Here is a 19,120-nt window from a genome sequence, read left to right on the forward strand (position 1 = left end):
ACTCTAAAGGAAGGGTGTATCTAATGGTATTCGAGAAGGTAAAAGCAATCATTGAGGATATTGGCATTGAGGATGAGATTATCGAATCATCACGGCTCTATGACGATTTGGCCCTGGATTCAACAGAGCTGGCGCTGGTCTCTACAGCACTTGCGAAGGCGTTTGGCATCTTCATTGAGAGTAGGGTGCTTAAGACTTATTCTGTAGCCCAAGTGATCGAAGCCGTTGCCTTGAAGGCATGATCAGAGGGATCGGCATGGATCTGGTCAGTATCAGCTTCGTGGAGCAGATGCTGGCCAAGTGCGGTGAACTCTTCATCCAGCAGTACTATTCAATGGAAGAAAGGGAACTGTTCGCCTGTAAAAAAAGACATGCGGAACAGTTCCTGGCCGGCAGATTCGCCGCCAAAGAAGCGCTGCTGAAGGCCTTCGGCACCGGAATGAACTGTGAGCTGGACTGGAATGAGCTGGAGTTCCTCAATCTTCCCAGCGGCCAGCCCTATCTGGTCCGCAGCCGAAGACTGGAGTCTTATATACAGCAGCAGGAGAGCATCCACGTAAGCATTAGTCATCACGGTGATTATGCTGCTGCATTCATCATTATTGAGAGCAGTCAATGACTGTGAGGAGGACGAATCACATGAGCAACAACAAAATATTCACACTTTTGGCCATCAACATTCTGCTTGTATTCTCTATTATGGTCAGCATCTTCCCGATCGCACCCCTGATCAGCAGTGATCTCGGCATGACCTCCGGTGAGATTGGAACCATAGCGGGGATTGCCTCGCTGGTGATGACCTTTCTGTCGATTCCCTCCGGCGTGTTCGCGGACCGCTACGGGCGGAAAAAGATTATTATCGCTTCCATGGCTCTGTCGGCCGTGGCCGTATTTATGGTAGCTGCATCCCACGGAGTCCTGCTGTTCACGGCGGGGTGGCTGCTGTTCGGCTTCGCCAGAGGGTTCGTGTCCACGCCGATCTTCGCGGTGGTGATGGATGTGTGCAAGCCCGAGGAACGGGGCAGAGCGATGGGTATTGTGTCCGGGGCGATTGGCGCCGGGTCGGTGCTGGGGTATGTGGTGAGCGGGCTGCTGAGCAATTATTTCGGCTGGCATACCTCCTTCGCGGTGCTGGCTTCCCTGCTGCTGCTGTCCACGCTGGTTACTACGCTGCTGCTGCGGGAGACCGGAGTCAAGAATACAAGCCGGAGCATCGGGCAAGCCTTCAAAAGCTCCTTCAAATGGCTGGGCGTCCGCGAAATTCTGCTGGCAGGCATTGTGGGAACCCTGTGCTTCATGGTGGGTGTCTTCACTACCTTCCTGGTGCCGTTCGCGGCTAAGGAACAGGATATCTCCCTGGTGCTGCTCAGCTTGCTGTTCATTCCGTATGAAGCGGTAGCCTCGTTCGGGGCGGTCTTCATCGGATGGATCTCGGATAAGGTAGGCAGACATGCGCCCCTGATCTGGGCCCAGTCGATCTGCGTGGGAGCGCTCGTGCTGCTGTATGCACTGGACTTCAACCCCTGGCTGCTGACCTTCGGCTATGCCCTGATCGGGCTTACGGAAGGGCCGATTATTACCCTGGTCAACACGATTATTACGGATAAGGTCATTAAGATTAATCCGATGGAGATGGGCGCGGCCTTAGGAACCTTCCGGACCCTTCAGGGAGTCGGGATTGCGCTGGGGTCCACGCTTGGCGGATTCTTCTACAGCCGGATTGGAACGCATCCCAGCTATCTGGTGGCCGCCGGGCTGATGGTGCTGACGATTCTGATCTCGCTGAGTCTGGGCAAAAAGGAAGAAGCGGGTGTCACCGAATATAAATCTGCGGGATAAGGGGTGCAGTATGAATCAGGTCTACACGAGAACAGTGGTCCATATGGATGAAGTGCCGGTGGTTCATTCCAGAGGAGGACAGATGCGCGTGCTGGCGAGTCCGGCGACTGTCGGGTCCACCCAGCTGATCATGGGCCATGTCCTGCTCCAGCCGGGAGAAGAGATTAAGGAGCATCTCCATGATTACGGCGAAGAGAATGTCTATGTCGTCCGGGGACGGGGAACGGCGTTCATCGAGGATATTCCGCATGCCATCCGGGAGAATAGCCTGTTCATTGCGCGGAGGGGTGAGCGGCACCGGGTAGTCAATGAGGGTCCGGGCGAGCTGGAGCTGGTCTTCGCTACAGCGCCGCTGGCCCCGAGGCCAGAGATTGGGCACAGAGAGGTCTGACCTCCCTTCTAGGCAATACCAATTCTAAGCAAAGTGGTGAGAAGACAAACGTGAAGAGTGAGCTTGTGATTGTAGATACCCATGCCCATTTCGCCGTCAAGGAGAATAAGAGCCGGGAGCTTAGTCTGGCCGCGGCCGGGACCATCCCGGATTACAAGAAGCAGAAGGGCTTCGATGACCTGCAATATTTGAAGAAAATGGTGGGCGCTGACGGAAACGGCTTCGTGGACGAGAACAATATGCTGGAGGATTACCTCGCCTGTATGGACGAGAACCAGATTGCCATGAGCTGGGTCCATCAGCTGAGCTTCGAAGATGTCTACGGCTATGAGGTGCTGTCCAATGAGAAAATCGCCGAGGCGGTCCGCGCCCACCCCGACAAGCTGCGCGGCTTCGCCAGCGTCAATCCCTATAAGGGGAAGGAAGCGCTGGCGGAGCTGGATTATGCCATTAAGACGCTGGGCATGCAGGGCTTCAAGCTGAACCCAAATGATTACGGCGGCTTCGTCCTGAATGACCGGGATTTGCTGTATCCGCTGTATGAGCGTTGCAGCGAGCTGGGCGTTCCGGTCAGCGTGCATACCGGGATTACGCCGGGCAGTATTTTTCGGATGAAGCATAATTACCCGATTCTGCTCGATGATGTGGCTGTGGATTTTCCCGACCTGACCCTAATTGTTGAGCATATGGGCCATCCCTGGAATGACCTGTGCTATTACATGGTCGGCCGACACGACAATATGTATGTGACGATCACGGCGGTAGCCAATATTCTGATTCACAATAACCCGAAGGTATTCAGGATGGAGCTGGCCAAGATGATCTCGGTCTGCGGCAGCCACAAGATCCTCTGGGGCTCGGACTGGACGGTTACCCCGAACATCGCCGAGGTGCTGAATTACATGCAAAAGGTAGTGATCCCGCTGCCCATGAAGCTGATGATGGGGGTGAAGGAGATCAAGCGGGAGGATGTCCAGAACATCCTGGGACGCAACGCACTCAGAATTATGAAGTAGGTGAGAACTTTGGCAGTTCAATTCATTGATTTAAGCGTGCCGATGGAGCAGAATCCGGGCGAGCTGGCCCCGTACGGGTTCGAGCAGACCGACCATCAGGAGGGGGCGGACCGCTTCGCCCGCCAATTCGACGGGAGCCGGAAGGACTTTCCGGGCGAAGAGTTCCTGAACATGGAGATGATCACCGCGTCCACCCATACCGGAACCCATTTCGATGCCCCCCTGCACTTCGGCTCCAGGAGTGAGGGAGAGCCGGCAGCATCCATTGACGAGGTGCCGCTGGAGTGGTGCTTCGGCGACGGGGTGGTACTGGATTTCACCCATATCCAGGCAGGTGAGGCTATTGAGAAGCGGGATATTGAGCAGGCGCTTGAGCGGATCGGTTACCAGCTGAAGCCGCTGGATATTGTACTGATCCGGACAGGTGCGGACCGGCACTGGGGAACCCCCCGGTATCTTACGGATTATCCGGGCATGAGCAGGGAGGCTACGGCATTCCTGACCGGCCAAGGTATCAGACTGATGGGCATCGACAGCTACGGGTTCGACCGTCCGTTCAAGCATATGATCAGTGATTATAAGCGGACCGGGGATAACGCCTATCTGTTCCCCGCTCACTTCTGGGGCAGAGAACAGACATATTGTCACATGGAACGGCTGGCGAATCTGGACCGGATTCCGGTACCGTACGGGTTCAAGGTGGCATGCTTTCCGATCAAGATCAGGCAGGCCGGTGCGTCCTGGGTACGGGCAGTAGCGATTATCGAGTAGCGCATTTCAGTGCAAGTGAAACGAATCACATATTAGATGAGGAGGAATTAGGGATGAATTATGAGTTTGAGCTTAAGGTTACGGGCGTTAAGGGGCATTGCCGGGCAGGACATAAGGAAGGGGATATCATGAAGGTCTCCCCGCTGAACGCAGGCAATCTCTGCGGAACGGCCTTTCATGCGGTCTTCCCTATGCTGCTGGCGCTGAACATGGATGCGAAGCTGCCGTGGGACCCGGAGGGCAATATTGTACACTCGGCTTGCCCGGATATGCGCAACCAGATGACTATGGAAATCCGCCGCATCCCGGTGGAGCCGTCCGGAGATTCTCCATATGCAGGCCGGATGCTGCAATCCAAATGAAGGGAGACCGCTCCATATGAATAATGCGAAGTCATACGTTGAAATGTTCAAGGAGAGAGATTCGATCTGCGTCTCGCATTATCCGGTGCCTGTCTCACAGCACACAGAGCCTGAGGTCCGGTCGCTGATGGAGCTGGAACAGGTGAATACCAAGGATACGCCGGTGGCTCTATATCTGCATATTCCCTTTTGCGATGCCACCTGCTCGTTCTGCCCGTTCAACCGTTATCTGAAGCGGCAGGATCAGGTGGACCGCTACCTGGCTGCTGTCCGGCAGGAGATTGACAGGTATGCGGGAACGCCGTTTGGCAGCAGTGTTACGGTCTCCTCCATTAATCTGGGCGGCGGAACACCCTCCTGCCTGTCCTCGGAAGAGCTGACCGGACTCCTGCAATACATGAAGCAGTCCTTCCGCGTGGAAGAGGAGGCCATGATCTTCATCGAAGGCAACCCCCGTAATTTCACGGCGGACAAGCTGGAGACCTTGGCTTTGCAGGGCCTCAACCGGATCAGCGTGGGCGTGCAGACCTTCCAGGAGGAGCTTGCCGAAGTACTGGGACTGTATCACAGTGTCGAGGATTCGTTCGCATTAGTGAAGAATGCGCGTAACAGCGGTATTGAGAATGTCGGCATTGATCTGATGTACAATCTGCCGGGTCAGACGCTGGATCAATGGCGGGCGGATATCCTCACCTCCATCGAGCAGGAGATTGACCATATCTGTGTGATTTCCTTCTGTGTGGTGCCGCATACGCAGATCGCCTCGCGTATAGCGGACGGGAAGATTCCGGGCATCGGGGATGTCTACCGGGAGATTGAGCTGTATACCATCGCCAAGGAGATGCTGCTGGAAGCCGGGTATGAGCAGTACAGCGTCATTGATTTCGCCAAGCCGGGCAAGACGGACCGGCACGCCACCCTGTACTTCTCGGAGCAGGCGCATATGATCGGCATTGGCGCAGCTGCTTTTGGCATCATTAACGGCTACATGTATATCAACAGCGGCAATCTGAATGAATATATGACCCGCGTGCAGGATGGGCTGCTGCCGGTCAATTGCGGGGAGAAGGCCGACGAGCGGGAGCTGGCGCACGGGGCCATGGCCAAGGGGCTGCGGATGCTGTCCGTGAACCGTGCCGGGTTCGTGAAGATGTTCGGGCAGGAGCCGGAGCAGCTGTTCCCGGAGACGATCGAGCGTCTGGTGCAGGACGGGCTGCTGATTCAGGATGCGGAAGAGATTCGGCTGACTGAAGACGGCATTATATGGGGCAACAATGTGAGTAAGCAATTTTTCTCCGCGAAATATGCGGATTACGGGCTGCAGCACCGGATGAAGCTGGCTAAGGGACGCCCGGTGCAATCGGTACAATCGGTTCAATCATAAGGAGGGTATAGCTGATGAGCGATATGTTGATGAGAGTTAATCCGCAGGTAGGGGCCGCTTTTGATAGCATGTGCAAGTCGATTGAGGATACGGGGACGCTTGAGCCTAAGGTGCGGGAATTGATCCGGCTGGCTTGCGTAGTTACAGACCGTTCTACCTACGGCATCCGGCTGCATGCGCTGAAGGCTTATGAGCTGGGTGCGAGCGCGGAGGAAGTGACAGAGACCGTGATGAATTGTCTGCCGGTGGCAGGGATTGAGGCTGTCTCCTCCGGTCTGGCTGCGGCATTGTCGGCTGTGGAAGCCAAGCGGGGTGTTCATCATGGCAGTTAAGACCACAACCAACGAATCCTTCTACAACGTCTATCCCCATAGAGATCCAATCTGTGTGTCCCACTATCCCAATCCTGTGACCGAGGTTACCCCGGCTGATATTTACGGAACAATGGGCCTTGGTGACCAGCCTCCGGCGCATAATGTCGGCGCAGTCTATGTCCATGTTCCCTTCTGTGCTTCCGTCTGTATCTTCTGTCCCTTCAATAAGATGGCCTATCAGGAAAAGCAGGTCGAGCAGTACATGGAGGCCGTCAAGGCCGAAATCGGCATCTATGCCTCTTCCCCGTATGGTTCGCAGTCCACGATCAGTGCGGTGACGTTCGGGGGCGGAACGCCTTCGGCTCTGTCTGCCGGGCGGATGGTTGAGATGCTGAAGAGCGTCCAGGAGAATTACCGGGTGACGCCGGATGCACAGATCTCATTCGAGGGCAGTCCGGCAACCTTGACGCTGGAGAAAATGCAGGCCATCCGTGCCCAGGGGGCGAACCGGATCAGCATCGGTATCCAGACCTTCAATGACAAGATGGGGCAGCATCTGCGGATGAGCCATGATTCCCGGCGGGCCTTCGAGGTGCTGGAGGAAGCGAAGGAGGCGGGCTTCGGGAACATCGGCATTGATCTGATGTACAACCTGCCTGAGCAGACCATGGAGGAATGGCTGGAGGATGTCCGTACGGCTGTACGTCTGGGCATTGACCATATCACGGTATTCTCTCTGTGTGTTGTACCCTTTACGGCACTGTTCAAAATGATTAAGGAAGGCAAGATTCCGCCAACCGGCAGTGTCGAGCTGGAAGTGGATATGTACCTGGAAGCCAAACGGCTGCTGCAGGAAGAGGGTTATGTCCAGTACAGCGTGTGGGATTTCGCCAAGCCGGGGTTCGAGGACCGGCATGTCCTCTTGTACTATACCCAGCAGAAGGATCTGTTCGCGCACGGCCCGGCCGCCTTCGGTTATGTCAACAAGCTGATGTATATCAACCAAGGGGATATTCAGGAGTACAGCGACCGGCTCCAGCAGCAGTTCCTGTCCGTCTTCATCGCAAGTCAGGCGGATGATCTGGAAGCGATGCACGGGATGATGGCCAAGGGCCTGCGGATGCTGTCCGTGAAGCGGAAGGATTTCACCGGCATGTTCGGATTCCAGCCGGAGGAGGTCTTCGGTACGACGATCGATGAGCTGGTAGCCAAAGGCCTGCTGGAAACGGATGAGCATGAGATCCGCCTGTCCGCGAGAGGTATTGTCTGGGGCAACAACGTCTGTAAGGAATTCTTCTCGGAAGCGAACCAGCAGACCTTCGAGAGCCGTGTGAAGCTGGCACGCGGACAAAAGCCGGCTGAGGCTGCCGGAGAGGAGCTGAAGGGATGAAGCTGTCTGTCGGCACGAACTTTGATGCCCGGTTGCCCATCCTGCTGAAGGATTCGCATGTGGATGTTTTCTACGGCAAGCTGTCCTCTGATCTGGTGGGCGGCGGAAGACCGACCTTTGCACTGCCTACCATAGACCGGGCGAGGGTGGAGGAGCATGTGAAGCTCCTGCATGCCTACGGGTTCAAGTTCAATTATCTGCTGAACGCTACCTGTCTGGATAACCTGGAGACGACGAAGGATTTCCATTACCGCCTGCGCGAGCTGCTGGAATGGATCGGCACGCTGCAGCCGGAATATGTGACGGTATCGCTCCCGATGCTGATTGACATGGTGCGCACCGCGCTGCCGGATGTGAAGATCAGCCTGTCTACCTTTGCTAATGTGAACACGCTCAGACAAGCCCAATATTTCGAGGAAAAAGGCGTCAGCGAGATTACCCTGCCCGAGAGCCGGAACCGTGACTTCGCCTTCCTGGAGAGCCTGCGCAAGAATACCCGCTGCGACTATCAGCTCATTGCGACCAATGACTGTATGCTGGATTGCCCGATGCGCCATAATCATGCGAATTTTCAGAGCCACGCCTCGCAGTGCAACCATGTGACGGACGGCTTCGCGCTGGATTATTATATGCTGCGCTGTACGGAGCGTAAGCTCCAGCACCCGGAGGAGCTGCTGAAGTCGCAGTGGATTCGCCCGGAGGACATGTATATCTATGAAGAGCTGGGCTATCACAAGTTCAAGCTGACCGAGCGGATGAAGACCACGGAGAAGATTGCGGCTACTGCGCAGTCTTACTCCGGGCGGAAGTATCAGGGCAACCTGCTCAGCCTGCTCAATTCGCGGATGGCGGAGGCCGACTTCGAAATGCCGAACTTCTCGAAGAACATCAAGGAGGATTTCGCACCGTCCGACAAAATGAGACAGGTCTACCGCCTGCTGTTCAGCTTCCAGGCCAGCATCGACAACGAGAGTCTGGAAGGCTTCCTGGAGGGCTTCCGCTCGAAGCGCTGCGACCGGATGGACTGTGACAAGTGTGGCTACTGTGCCGAATGGGCCAGCCGGACCGTGTCCATGGCAAAGCCCGGGGATGAGGCGCTGAAGGAATTCGAGCAGCTGTTCGCGGCGCTCGCTTCGGGAAGCTTCTTCGAGTCAGCGCCAGGAGCGAAGGCGGTCTGGAGCGCGGAGGGCGAGAGTCTCCTGGGCGCGGTCATTGGGCGCAAGCCTGAGTTCATCCGCGATATGGCCGGTCCTGAGATCCGTAAGAAGTCTGAGGAGCTGGCGGCTGCCCGGGGAAGTGCCCAGGTCTTACGGCAGGATGTCGCCAAGGCCAATGTACTGTGCACCCCGGCAGATTTCCGGATGTTCGCTCTTAGCGATCTGCGGGCGCTGGGCTTCGATACGGCTGAGCTGGACTTAGAGGAGGCAGCCGGATGAAGAAGATCATCGGGCTTGCCGGGTCCATGAAGAAGCATCACAGCTCCAGCGAATATCTGCTCTCTGTTGCGCTTGAAGCCGCAGCGGAGCAGGGGGTGCAGACGGAGCTGCTGCGGCTGAATGATTACAACATTCTGCCCTGTGACGGCTGCGGCAACTGCATGAACGGCAAGCACTGCCACCTGCTGAAGGACCCGGAGGATCAATTGACAGAGCTGTACGACAAGCTGAAGGAGGCGGACGGGTTCGTCTTCGCCTCCCCGGTCTATGCGCTCTCGCTTCCGGCCGTCTGGAAGAACTGGATCGACCGCTGCGAGCCGTGCAGCGACGAGGATCTGGACTTCGAGTACTACAATTATGACCGGGTAGCCGGAGTGAAGGGTAAGGCGTTCAAGGGCAAGGTAGCCGGACAGATTGTTGTCGCAGCGGGACCCGGGCATGAATGGGCGCTGGCCTCGCTGATGCCCTGCTTCACGGCGATCAAGCTGTCGATGATTGCCAGCGCGGGCATCAGCCTGATTGAATATGACGGCCAGCCGGGTATCCGCAAGCGCTCCTGGAGCAAGCCGATTGAAGAAGCGGAAGAGGCGAAGATGATGGCCCGGGCGGTCGGGATGCGGGTGGCCTCCTCCTTGGGCTTCTCTTACTTCGACCTTCCCGGGCAGTCGGGGGCAGGGCAAGGACAGGGAAGCGGGGGGCAGGACCCTATGGAGCAGAGCCAGGAACGCGGGGTGCAGGCTGAAGTCTGGTCTGCCTTCACTGTGCAGGACGTCCGGGATGAGGAGGTTACGCTCGGTGAACTGGCTTCGATTCAGCCGCGCATCTTCGTTATCGGCGATCAGCAGGCCAGCCTCCGCTGCGGTCCGCTGCTGGAACAGCTGGAGCAGCAGTTCGGCGGGAGCGCAGACTGTGCGCTGATTGCAAGAGTGGGGCAGCTGCCCCACTTCATCACGCATGAATTCGTGAAGGAGAAGACAAGCCAGACCGTTCCCGGCTTCACGCTCTACTATGACTGGGAGGATAAGCTGGCCTCACGCTGCACCCTGGCGCCTGGACAGCCGGCTATCCTGGTAGGCAGAAGCCCCGGGGAGTGGCGGCTGTTTGCAGTCGATGAAGCAGACGGCCGGGATATAGACCGGGTCGTGGACTATCTGGAGGAAGCCGTCGTATGAGCGGCCTGGCCGGGAAGTTCAAGGGAGGATACACACTACATGCTGAAGACTAAGGGGATACCTTTACATTACAGTATTCAGGGCGCCGGGGAGGCTGTGCTGTGTCTGCACGGCAACCGGGACTCTTCGCTCGTCTTCGGGGACCTGGCCCGGGCGCTGGAGCCTCATTACCAGGTGCTTCGCGCGGACTTGCGCGGACACGGCCAGTCGGAATACTCCGGTCCGGCCTTCACTCTGGAGGACATGGTTGATGATATTCTCAGGCTGCTGGAAGAGCAGGGGCTGAAGCAGGTCTCGATCATCGGGCATTCCCTGGGCAGCACGCTTGCGCTGCTGCTATCCGCCCGTGAGCCGGACCGGGTGAAGAAGCTGGTGCTGATGGGGGCCGCCGCCACCTTCGCGGTTCCGTTCAAGCGGCCGGAGCACGGGGAAGAGATTACGCCGGAGGCTGTGCGGCAGACGAATGCGGCGGCGGTTCCGTATTTTTTCACCGAGGGGCATGAAGCGGTTCAGCATCAGATTCTGGAGGGCTGGTCCCGGCTGCCTGCCGCGACCCACCGTCTGATGATTCAGATCAAGCATCCCGATCTCCGGCCGCTCCTTCAGGGCATCCGGCAGAGAACGCTGATTATTAGCGGGGAGGCGGACCGGATTACGCCGCTGCACAAGGCGCTGGAGCTGAACCGGTATTTGCCGGACTCCCGGATGCATTCGGTTCCAGGCGCTGGACACTTTATGTTTCTTGAGGCGGGCGAAGACGTAGCTGCTGCCGCGCTTACTTTTCTTAAGGGGGAGTGAGCATGGGCAGAGTGCTGCTGATCTCGGCGAATACGGAGAAGCGGCCCCCTGTATTCCCGTTGGGTCTTAGCTATATTCACGCCAGTCTGGTCGCTTCCGGCTGGGAGGCAGGCATGCTGGACATGACCCAGCTGGAGTACACCCGGGAGGCCGTTACGAATTACCTTAATGCCTATGCGCCTGATTACATTGGCTTGTCGATCCGTAACCTCGATAATTGCTGCATGCAATACCCCCGGAGCTTCGTGGATCAGGTCTGCTTGATGGTGGATTGGGTGCGTGAATGGAATAGCAGGGCTGGTATCATTCTGGGCGGGGCGGGCTTCTCGCTACTGCCCAGGCAATGGCTGCAGGAGACGGGAGCCGATTACGGCATTGTCGGTGACGGCTGTGACAGTATCGTGGAGCTGCTTAACCAGCTGGAGGCGGGGCAGGTGCCGTCCGCAGTGAGCGGGCTGATGTTCAGGACAAGGGCCGGGGAATGGAATTACTGGTCGCCGTATGCGCCTGAACAGCTGGACCAGGAGTATTTTCCCAGCCGCAGCGGGTTTCTGCACAGCTATGATGTGGAGCGTAGGGTCCGCCATAATGTATTGACCAAAAGGGGCTGTGCGCTAAGCTGCACCTATTGTGCTTACCCGTCACTGGAGGGCCGGGCCGTCCGTCTGCGGTCGCCGAAGGGGGTTGCCGATGAAATTGAGCAGATGGTGGTTCAGTATGATATCGGCTCTTTTGATTTCGTGGACAGTGTGTTCAACTATCCGCTGGAGCATGCCGAAGAGATCTGCCGGGAGCTGATCGGGCGGACGCTTCCGTTGTCCTGGGGCTGCTTCCTGAATCCGAGGTTCTTCACGGCAGAGTTCGCAGGTCTGCTTAAGCAGGCCGGGTGTACAGAGGTGGAGTTCGGCATTGATTCAGGCAGCGATATCTGCCTCAGGTCGTTCAAGAAGAACTTCCGGCAGGCCGAGATCCGGACAGTGGTCCAGCTCTGCCGCGACCAGGAGCTGGAATTCAGCTTCTGCCTGCTGATCGGGGGACCGGAGGAGACGCCGGAGACCCTGCACGAGACGCTGGATCTGATGGAGGAGCTATCGGTGCAGCGCATCTTCGGCTTGTTCGGCATCCGTATTCTGCCGTCCACTGATATGTACAGCTATGTCGGTTCCCCTGAGCCGGATGATCTGCTCCATCCGAAGTTCTTCATGTCTCCGCAGCTGAGTCTGGAGCAGGCGAACAGCATCTGTGCGCCGTACCGGGAGCGTAACCCGGACTGGATGTTCATATGAAAGAGGAAGAGCGGGTGGAGTGAAGCATGAGAATACTGGTGGTGTCTACGAATACACTGCTGAAGCCGCTGCCAGTTCTTCCGGTTGGGGCGGGAATGGTCTATTCGGCTCTGACCGCTGCCGGATTCAGGACACGCTTTCTGGATCTGGCCTTTATGGCTGAGCCGCTGGAGGCACTCCGCGAGGAGCTGCGGGTTACCGGAGCGGATCTGATCTGCCTCTCGGTACGCAACATCGACAACCAGGTGATCCAGCAGCCGGAGAGCTATCTCTCTTTCTTACAGCAAATCATGCAGGTATGCCGTACCTGCAGTTCGGCCAAGGTACTGCTTGGCGGGGCTGCCATGCTGGTAATGCCGGGCGAGCTGGTGAAGGAGCTGGGGGCGGATTACGGCATCAAGGGGAGCGGGGGCGAAGCGGAAGCGGTGCGGCTGGCCCGTGAGATTGAGCGGGGGCAGGCCCCGGCGACAGGTACGGTACGTAATGCAGATCCCGCCTATCATCCGGTGTACAGCCGTATTCCGCCGAAGCCGCTGTTCGCTCCGCAGTATTTTATCCCGAACCCCCGGATCAAAAAAGCCTCGATGGGCTATCAGGCCTCCAGAGGCTGCAGCCGGCACTGCATCTATTGCTCGGAGGGCTACATGAATGCCGGCGCCTGCCGGATTCCTGCGGAGCAGTTCAGCGAAGATATGAAGATCCTGGAGAATGACTATCAGGTGCATAATATTACTTTTGTAGACGGTGTGTTCAATCATGATGTGGAGGAGACGATGGAGTTCTGCCGGCTGATCGGCCGCACCAGCCCCTTGCTGGAATGGAGCTGTGCCCTGACTCCGGCCCATATTACCGGGGACCTGATCCGCTTGCTGAAGGGGAACGGCTGCCGCTTCGTGGACATCGGGGCCGACTCGGGTTCGCGGCAGCTGCTCCGGCGGATGGGCAAGCAGTTCACCCCGGAGCAGCTTGTTGAACTGGGACACCTGCTGGAGCAATATCAGCTTCCCTATTCAGTATCGCTGCTGTTCGGCGGGCCGGGAGAGAATGCGGAGACGGTGCAGGAGACGGTGCAGCTGGTCAATCAGATGAATCCGGTCTATATTCTGGCCAGCCAAGGCATCCGTGTCTACCCTCACACCGCACTCTACAATATCGCTCTACAGGAGCAGGTGATCCAGGCTGAGGATAACTTGCTTTTTCCGGCCTATTACCAGTCTAAGGACTACAGCGCTGACTTGCTCACCGATGCTCTGTCCGCATCACGCCACATCTATAAGGATATGCTTATGAATTCAATTGGAGGAAGGACTTGATAGAATGAACAAGCCAGTGTACCCGTTCCGGGAGATCGGGATCGGACATTATCCCATGGGGAACACTCCGGTGTCGTCAGAGGACAGCGCACGGTTGCCGTCCCTGATGAACCTGAATCAAGCTGCGGCAAGCTCCAAGCTGGCCTATGTACATATTCCGTTCTGCGATTCCATCTGCCCGTTCTGCCCGTACCCGAAGGCGTTCAACGAGCAGGGAGCCCGCCAGGAATATCTGGCTGCGCTGTTCCGTGAGCTGGAGATGTACGGGATGACGCCGCAGATCCGCAATTGCTCGGTGGAAGCGCTATATATCGGCGGCGGGACGCCAAGCGTGCTGGACGAGGAAGAGATCACCGCATTATTCGAGCAGCTACAGGCTACACTTCCTATGCAGAGAGTTGAAGAGATTACGTTCGAGGGTAACCCTGCTTCCTTCACCGCCGCCAAGCTTAAGCTGCTCCATGCGCTTGGGGTGAACCGGATCAGTCTCGGGGTGCAGACGTTCAACGATGAGCTGGGCAGACGTCTCGGGCTGCTTCAGACCGGTGAGGATTCCCTGCGGAGTATTCAGGATTCCAGAGAGGCGGGCATTGCGAACGTCAGCCTGGACCTGATGTACAATCTGCCGGGCCAGACGATGGAGGAATGGCTTGCGGATCTGGCGAAGGTAGTGGAGCTGGAGATCGGTCATGTCACACTATTTCCGCTGAAGATCATTCCCGGCTTCGGTCTGGCGAAGCGCATTGCCAGCGGTGAGCTTCCGGCCTGCGGCGGACTTGAGCTGGAGCAGCAGATGTATATAGAGGCTTGCCGTTATCTGGAGTCGCAGGGCTATTCGGTGGAATCCACGTATGATTTCGTCCGGCCGGGAGGCCATCATGTGTATAGCCGCAAGCATTTCGATGATTACCTGGACCTGCTCTCTGTGGGGCTGGGGGCGTTCGGCGATGTGGGCGGCTATGCCTACCAGAATGTGAAATTACTCCCTGAATATGTGAAAAAGATTACATCCGGCGACCTCCCTATTGCTTTAGGCTACGAAGTGAAGGCAGAGGATCTGCCTAACCAGTTCCTGGCGATGGGCCTACGCCGTACAGCGGTTGACCGCCAGCAGTTCCGCCGCAAATTCGGAGTTTACCCGGAGGAGCATTTCCCCGAGCTGTTCGACAAGTTCGTGAAGGAAGGGCTGGTGGAGATCCGCGAGGACACGATTGCGCTCACGCGTTTCCACGGGTTGTTCTGGGGCAACAATGTATGTAAGGAGTTCTGCGAGGAGCAGATCAAGATGGCTTTTCCAAAATGATGGAGGGGTACTGAAATGAACAGTAAAGTGAGTAAAAATGTCTTCTATGGCGATCTCCAGGAGGCCGGGAAGTATGCGGAGCTGGAGCAGCGTCTGCTCGGCGAGTCGAATCTGCCGGGGCCGCGGGCGAATCTGGGGGCGGCTTCCACCTTCGCGGATGCTTTCGCGTCGGATTGGGTGGCCAGTGAAGCCTGGGAGCTGCTTGTGCAGTGGACGGGCAAGACAGAGGCGGAAGCTCCTACAGATGATCCCCGCGAGTTCCTGCCGTTCTGCGCGCTCCAGGCGATGGGCAGCTATTACCGCTATGCGGAGCCTGCCCGTCAGCAGATCATTCTGGAGCGCTGCCGGGCGGCGATGAACGATGCACGCTGGCGGATGCGCGAGGCGGCAGCGATGGCGCTGCAGCGCATCGGGGAGCAGGACTTCGGCGTGCTCCGCGCACTGTTCGACGGCATGAAAGGCACGGCTAACGCGCTGGAGCAGCGGGCCTTCGTCGCTGCCCTGGCCCACCCGCCGATGCTGAAGGAGCAGGCCAATGTCCTGTATGCACTGGAGCTGTCCGAGGAGATCCTGGACGGCATTGCTGAAGGCCGGACCCACTGCAATGCGGAGGAATTCCGCGTGCTGTCCAAGGGTCTGGAATACGCAGTTAGCGTCTTCGTGGAACGCGCCCCCGAAGCCGGCTTCCGCATGCTCGCCAAGTTCGCTGTAACCGATGACAAGCGCATGCAAAAGATCGTAAAATCCAACCTCGGCAAAGCCCGCCTGGCCAAAAAATTCAGCCAGGATGTGGAGCGCATTCAGGTGTTGATGAATGCTTGATGCGTGGGGCGAGGGGTGAGTGATGCGGCCTCGTGGTGGATTGGAGGTGCAGCGTATTGCTCCTGGGAAATATGCCCGTAGAGAGAGCGAACCCGCCTGGTCACCCGAGTCTGCTCCTCCGCGGACCTGAGGGCCGTTATTTTCAAAGAATGGTTACTTCTTTGCCGGTTTGCGGACTGTGGTGCGCTTATTGTCTCACTGCGAGGCGTTTTCAGGCGGCATATCCATCAATAACGGCCCTGTAGTCCGCGAATGCTGGAAAAGTTGGATTTTTCGCGGAATAAGGGCCTCTGAGTCCACTACGAAAGTGGGAGAGAGCACCATGCTGAGGGTCTAGTCAAGTAAAGGGAACAGAGATAGCCGGCCTGCATACTGAAGTATGCGGTCCGGCTTATTTGCAGTGTGTTGAAATACCCCGGCCGATACCATGTGGAGACAATTTAGGATTATGCAGAATGTGGCCGAAGAGGTACAATAGAAACAAAAAGTCGGTGCGAATGCCAAGCTCTCATGAAATCCTAGGGGGTTTCGCACCTCAGAATTTGTCGAAACTCTCAGGAATCGAGGGAGTTCTTGAAAAGTCAAGGGTGGACAGATACCTTTTCTAGATTGGAACAAAGGGATATATAGTGTATGTATACGGGAAAAGCATAGGTTGTGCTGTTTTCCGCTGTCGCACTCTACGTGAGTGCGTGGATTGAAATATAGCTTAAAGACTCTCATATAATCATCTATAGTGTCGTCGCACTCTACGTGAGTGCGTGGATTGAAATCAATACCAGAAATCATGTCCTCCGGGTCTGGTTAATGTCGCACTCTACGTGAGTGCGTGGATTGAAATTATCTGCTATACCTGTCGAATCAAATCGCATCCATGCTGTCGCACTCTACGTGAGTGCGTGGATTGAAATGCATTAGATCTTTGCGTCAATACATTTGCGTCATTGTCGCACTCTACGTGAGTGCGTGGATTGAAATCTCAGCTCAAATAGCGCAGGAATACAGACGGGAACGGTCGCACTCTACGTGAGTGCGTGGATTGAAATTTTCAGCATAATCCTTAGAGTTTGGATCAAGTCTGTCGCACTCTACGTGAGTGCGTGGATTGAAATACGGTGGATCTCTCTCTCTTCGACCCGGTAGCTAGTCGCACTCTACGTGAGTGCGTGGATTGAAATGCGGCAACTGATCCGATTACCGTAGATGCTGCGGTGAGTCGCACTCTACGTGAGTGCGTGGATTGAAATATTAATGAGTTTAACAAAGTGAGTGACGAAAAATGTCGCACTCTACGTGAGTGCGTGGATTGAAATGCATGGTATGAGTGCCAATAGCATCCAAGCCAACGTCGCACTCTACGTGAGTGCGTGGATTGAAATATTTTTGTAATAGGCGAGCAGGATCTCGATCTCGTCGCACTCTACGGGAGTGCGTGGATTGAAATCCTAAATAGGGATGGCGGAACAGAAACGGGACGAGTCGCACTCTACGTGAGTGCGTGGATTGAAATTGGCCCCCCATGGCCGTAAATGTAGATGTTGCAGTCGCACTCTACGTGAGTGCGTGGATTGAAATTTGAGACGCCTGTGCGGAGCCGGCGGGAAATTTCTGTCGCACTCTATGTGAGTGCGTGGATTGAAATCATGGGGGTTTGTCCCTGCTGGATGAATGTAAACGTCGCACTCTATGTGAGTGCGTGAATTGAAATCTCCAGGTCAGACAAAAATGAATCCGCATTATGTGGTCGCACTCCGTGTGAGTGCGTGGATTGAAATGCACCAAAAAGGCCGACCGCTATGCGACCGACCAAGGGGATATTCAACCACTCCTATCCTGATACATCTGCATTGTGTTGCCCGGAATTTTCCAATGCCGCTGTAAGACGCGGCAACGGTATCCCTAATTTTTTCGCTTCCCGCACAACTTCATGGATTGCAAAACCTGCTTTACTATTGTTGTATTCCATGAAAAGCCGTGCTAAGCTGCCTTTTGCTAAAATAACCTTGTTAAACAGGATGCCGAGAAGTGCGGGCGGAGTCTTGGTTAACAGTAGAGTGATCATATCCATTTTTGCGCCTCTTGCTTTCAGTACAGGGATAATCTCTCTCATATGCTTGCCGACATTCGCGAAGGAGTCGCTATGATTCATGATTGCCGGAAAGCTTCCCCGTCTCAATACCTCGGTCTCCATAGCGGCATTCATGGCAAAGTGATTCCATAGCCAGCTTTGCATATCCTTAATCCAGCTAATTTTAAAATAGGCACTTTCAAATAGCGCTTTGACCTTGTTATTAATAGGTTCAGTACCTGCCCGTGGCTGTTCCAGAAACAGCATTTTTAAAAAGCCGCCTCTAAGCCTGTTGTCCTCAATGCCACCGCCGCCTCCCGGGAACCCAAAGACCACATTGTCCATAGACAGGGGGGAGATCGAAGAATTCAAATCCTGCCAAAGGTTATTGAAGATGAGGACAGGCGTGCTCCCAGCAGTAGTCGATATTAGTTGTGTTGCTGCCGGAAGCTGCTCCGTGTTGACACTCACAATAATGAGATCATAATTTGGTCGAATCTCTTCGTGTAATTTGACGTTCCAGCTTTCTTGGATGAGCTGCTTCCCTTTTCGTGCGTCCCACATTTCAAGCTCAATGCTGCTGCCTAAGGTTTCCTTTCTCCCTTTTCTAACGTAGAACTCCACTGTATGTCCTGCCTGTTCAAAAGCCCAAGCATATTGGGTCGATATGACACCTCTGCCGAAGAATAAAATTCGCATATTAGCCTCCTGAGCCTATATATTAATCCTTGTTAATAATCCAACAACGTGTTGTATAATTTATTGTATAGAAGCTCTATAGGACCATCAACCATCAGATTTTTAAGATCTGTCGTGTAATCGATGTACGGAAACTGGAGGCAAATAATGAAAAAGCAACCTGAACTTACGGATAAAACAAGGCAAACCTTTATCAATGTATTCTGTGATTTATATAGCCAGAAACCAATCGAAAAAATAACCATCCAAGAGATCGCTAAGCGATCAGGATATAACCGCAGTACCTTTTATCAATACTTTACGGATATCTATGAATTGTTGGACTGCGTGGAAGAGCGTGTCTTCAAATCCATTAAAGAGGAAATGGCAAGCAGAGAGTTCTCCACACATACCTTCCAAGATGCACTTCAATGCCTGGAGAATGCAGAGGAAATTTCAATACTGAAAGCCCTCTTGGGCGACTATGGTTCTGTTCATTTTATTGAACGGCTGAAAAGAGAAATTCCCTTGGAGAGATTGATTGTGGACCTTCCGGCAGATGAAGCTTTAGCACCGTATATCATTGAGTTTTACATATCCACACTAATGTCGATGTTTCGCCTTTGGATACGGAATGACAAAGATCTGTCGTCGGAAGAATTGGTCAAGCTGGTAGATACCCTGTTTACAAACGGAATTGGGACTACGGTGATTCCTTAATGTGTTAAGATACCGCTTATTCGAAACCGATACTGTTTAAGTTCGTTGTATAAGGAA

The 19,120-nt window shown here is 55.4% G+C and carries 19 protein-coding genes and 1 CRISPR repeat array; of the genes, 18 read left to right on the plus strand and 1 reads right to left on the minus strand.

Annotation, left to right across the window (positions count from 1 at the left end; genetic code table 11):
- The first annotated feature begins 23 nt into the window (after positions 1-23).
- The 17 genes from MKX51_RS04325 to MKX51_RS04405 are packed head-to-tail and all read left to right on the plus strand — an operon-like array spanning position 24 to position 15,597.
- Positions 24-242: a phosphopantetheine-binding protein gene (locus MKX51_RS04325; RefSeq protein ID WP_036723283.1), complete on the plus strand. Its 219-nt coding sequence runs from the start codon at positions 24-26 to the stop codon at positions 240-242.
- Complete coding sequence (acpS, locus tag MKX51_RS04330; RefSeq protein ID WP_340943567.1) at positions 239-619, plus strand: holo-ACP synthase; 381 nt, start codon at positions 239-241, stop codon at positions 617-619. The genes MKX51_RS04325 and acpS overlap by 4 nt, the downstream gene beginning before the upstream one ends.
- A 20-nt stretch (positions 620-639) precedes the next feature.
- The gene (locus tag MKX51_RS04335) at positions 640-1,839 is read left to right on the plus strand and encodes an MFS transporter (protein ID WP_340943565.1); all 1,200 of its coding nucleotides are present in this window, start codon (positions 640-642) and stop codon (positions 1,837-1,839) included.
- A 10-nt stretch (positions 1,840-1,849) separates the two neighbouring features.
- Positions 1,850-2,230: a cupin domain-containing protein gene (locus MKX51_RS04340; RefSeq protein WP_340943563.1), complete on the plus strand. Its 381-nt coding sequence runs from the start codon at positions 1,850-1,852 to the stop codon at positions 2,228-2,230.
- 50 nt (positions 2,231-2,280) lie between these two features.
- The gene (locus tag MKX51_RS04345) at positions 2,281-3,246 is read left to right on the plus strand and encodes an amidohydrolase family protein (RefSeq protein WP_340943561.1); all 966 of its coding nucleotides are present in this window, start codon (positions 2,281-2,283) and stop codon (positions 3,244-3,246) included.
- A 9-nt stretch (positions 3,247-3,255) separates the two neighbouring features.
- Complete coding sequence (locus MKX51_RS04350) at positions 3,256-4,017, plus strand: cyclase family protein (protein ID WP_340991331.1); 762 nt, start codon at positions 3,256-3,258, stop codon at positions 4,015-4,017.
- Between the two features lie 53 nt (positions 4,018-4,070).
- The gene (locus tag MKX51_RS04355) at positions 4,071-4,379 is read left to right on the plus strand and encodes a TIGR04076 family protein (protein ID WP_339254113.1); all 309 of its coding nucleotides are present in this window, start codon (positions 4,071-4,073) and stop codon (positions 4,377-4,379) included.
- Between the two features lie 16 nt (positions 4,380-4,395).
- The gene (hemW, locus tag MKX51_RS04360; RefSeq protein ID WP_340991332.1) at positions 4,396-5,763 is read left to right on the plus strand and encodes a radical SAM family heme chaperone HemW; all 1,368 of its coding nucleotides are present in this window, start codon (positions 4,396-4,398) and stop codon (positions 5,761-5,763) included.
- A 14-nt stretch (positions 5,764-5,777) separates the two neighbouring features.
- A complete protein-coding gene (locus MKX51_RS04365) occupies positions 5,778-6,095 on the plus strand; it encodes a carboxymuconolactone decarboxylase family protein (protein ID WP_209878720.1) in 318 nt (105 codons plus the stop codon).
- Positions 6,085-7,467, plus strand: coding sequence for a radical SAM family heme chaperone HemW (hemW, locus tag MKX51_RS04370; protein ID WP_340943553.1), 1,383 nt, complete (start codon positions 6,085-6,087; stop codon positions 7,465-7,467). The genes MKX51_RS04365 and hemW (MKX51_RS04370) overlap by 11 nt, the downstream gene beginning before the upstream one ends.
- Positions 7,464-8,903: a U32 family peptidase gene (locus tag MKX51_RS04375; RefSeq protein WP_340991333.1), complete on the plus strand. Its 1,440-nt coding sequence runs from the start codon at positions 7,464-7,466 to the stop codon at positions 8,901-8,903. The genes hemW (MKX51_RS04370) and MKX51_RS04375 overlap by 4 nt, the downstream gene beginning before the upstream one ends.
- Positions 8,900-10,075 (plus strand): flavodoxin family protein, encoded by a 1,176-nt coding sequence (locus MKX51_RS04380; RefSeq protein WP_340991334.1) that lies wholly within the window; start codon positions 8,900-8,902, stop codon positions 10,073-10,075. The genes MKX51_RS04375 and MKX51_RS04380 overlap by 4 nt, the downstream gene beginning before the upstream one ends.
- 39 nt (positions 10,076-10,114) lie before the next feature.
- Positions 10,115-10,873 (plus strand): alpha/beta fold hydrolase, encoded by a 759-nt coding sequence (locus MKX51_RS04385; protein ID WP_340991335.1) that lies wholly within the window; start codon positions 10,115-10,117, stop codon positions 10,871-10,873.
- 2 nt (positions 10,874-10,875) lie between these two features.
- Positions 10,876-12,159, plus strand: coding sequence for a B12-binding domain-containing radical SAM protein (locus MKX51_RS04390; protein ID WP_340991336.1), 1,284 nt, complete (start codon positions 10,876-10,878; stop codon positions 12,157-12,159).
- Positions 12,160-12,185: 26 nt separating this feature from the next.
- Positions 12,186-13,472, plus strand: a complete 1,287-nt coding sequence (locus tag MKX51_RS04395) for a B12-binding domain-containing radical SAM protein (protein ID WP_340991338.1) — start codon at positions 12,186-12,188, stop codon at positions 13,470-13,472.
- Positions 13,473-13,476: 4 nt separating this feature from the next.
- A complete protein-coding gene (gene hemW / locus MKX51_RS04400) occupies positions 13,477-14,775 on the plus strand; it encodes a radical SAM family heme chaperone HemW (protein WP_340991339.1) in 1,299 nt (432 codons plus the stop codon).
- Positions 14,776-14,790: 15 nt separating this feature from the next.
- On the plus strand, positions 14,791-15,597 hold the full coding sequence (locus tag MKX51_RS04405; protein ID WP_339254131.1) for a hypothetical protein: 807 nt from the start codon (positions 14,791-14,793) through the stop codon (positions 15,595-15,597).
- 672 nt (positions 15,598-16,269) lie between these two features.
- Positions 16,270-17,372: direct repeats of the CRISPR family, unit length 32 nt; unit sequence GTCGCACTCTACGTGAGTGCGTGGATTGAAAT.
- A 53-nt stretch (positions 17,373-17,425) separates the two neighbouring features.
- Here MKX51_RS04405 and MKX51_RS04410 read toward each other — a convergent pair.
- Positions 17,426-18,364 (minus strand): ketopantoate reductase family protein, encoded by a 939-nt coding sequence (locus MKX51_RS04410; protein WP_340991340.1) that lies wholly within the window; start codon positions 18,362-18,364, stop codon positions 17,426-17,428.
- Between the two features lie 147 nt (positions 18,365-18,511).
- Between MKX51_RS04410 and MKX51_RS04415 the strand changes: the two genes are divergently transcribed.
- Positions 18,512-19,063, plus strand: a complete 552-nt coding sequence (locus MKX51_RS04415) for a TetR/AcrR family transcriptional regulator (RefSeq protein ID WP_340991342.1) — start codon at positions 18,512-18,514, stop codon at positions 19,061-19,063.
- Positions 19,064-19,120 lie beyond the last annotated feature (57 nt).

This window comes from Paenibacillus sp. FSL M7-0420, assembly GCF_038002345.1.
GTDB lineage: Bacteria > Bacillota > Bacilli > Paenibacillales > Paenibacillaceae > Paenibacillus_AQ.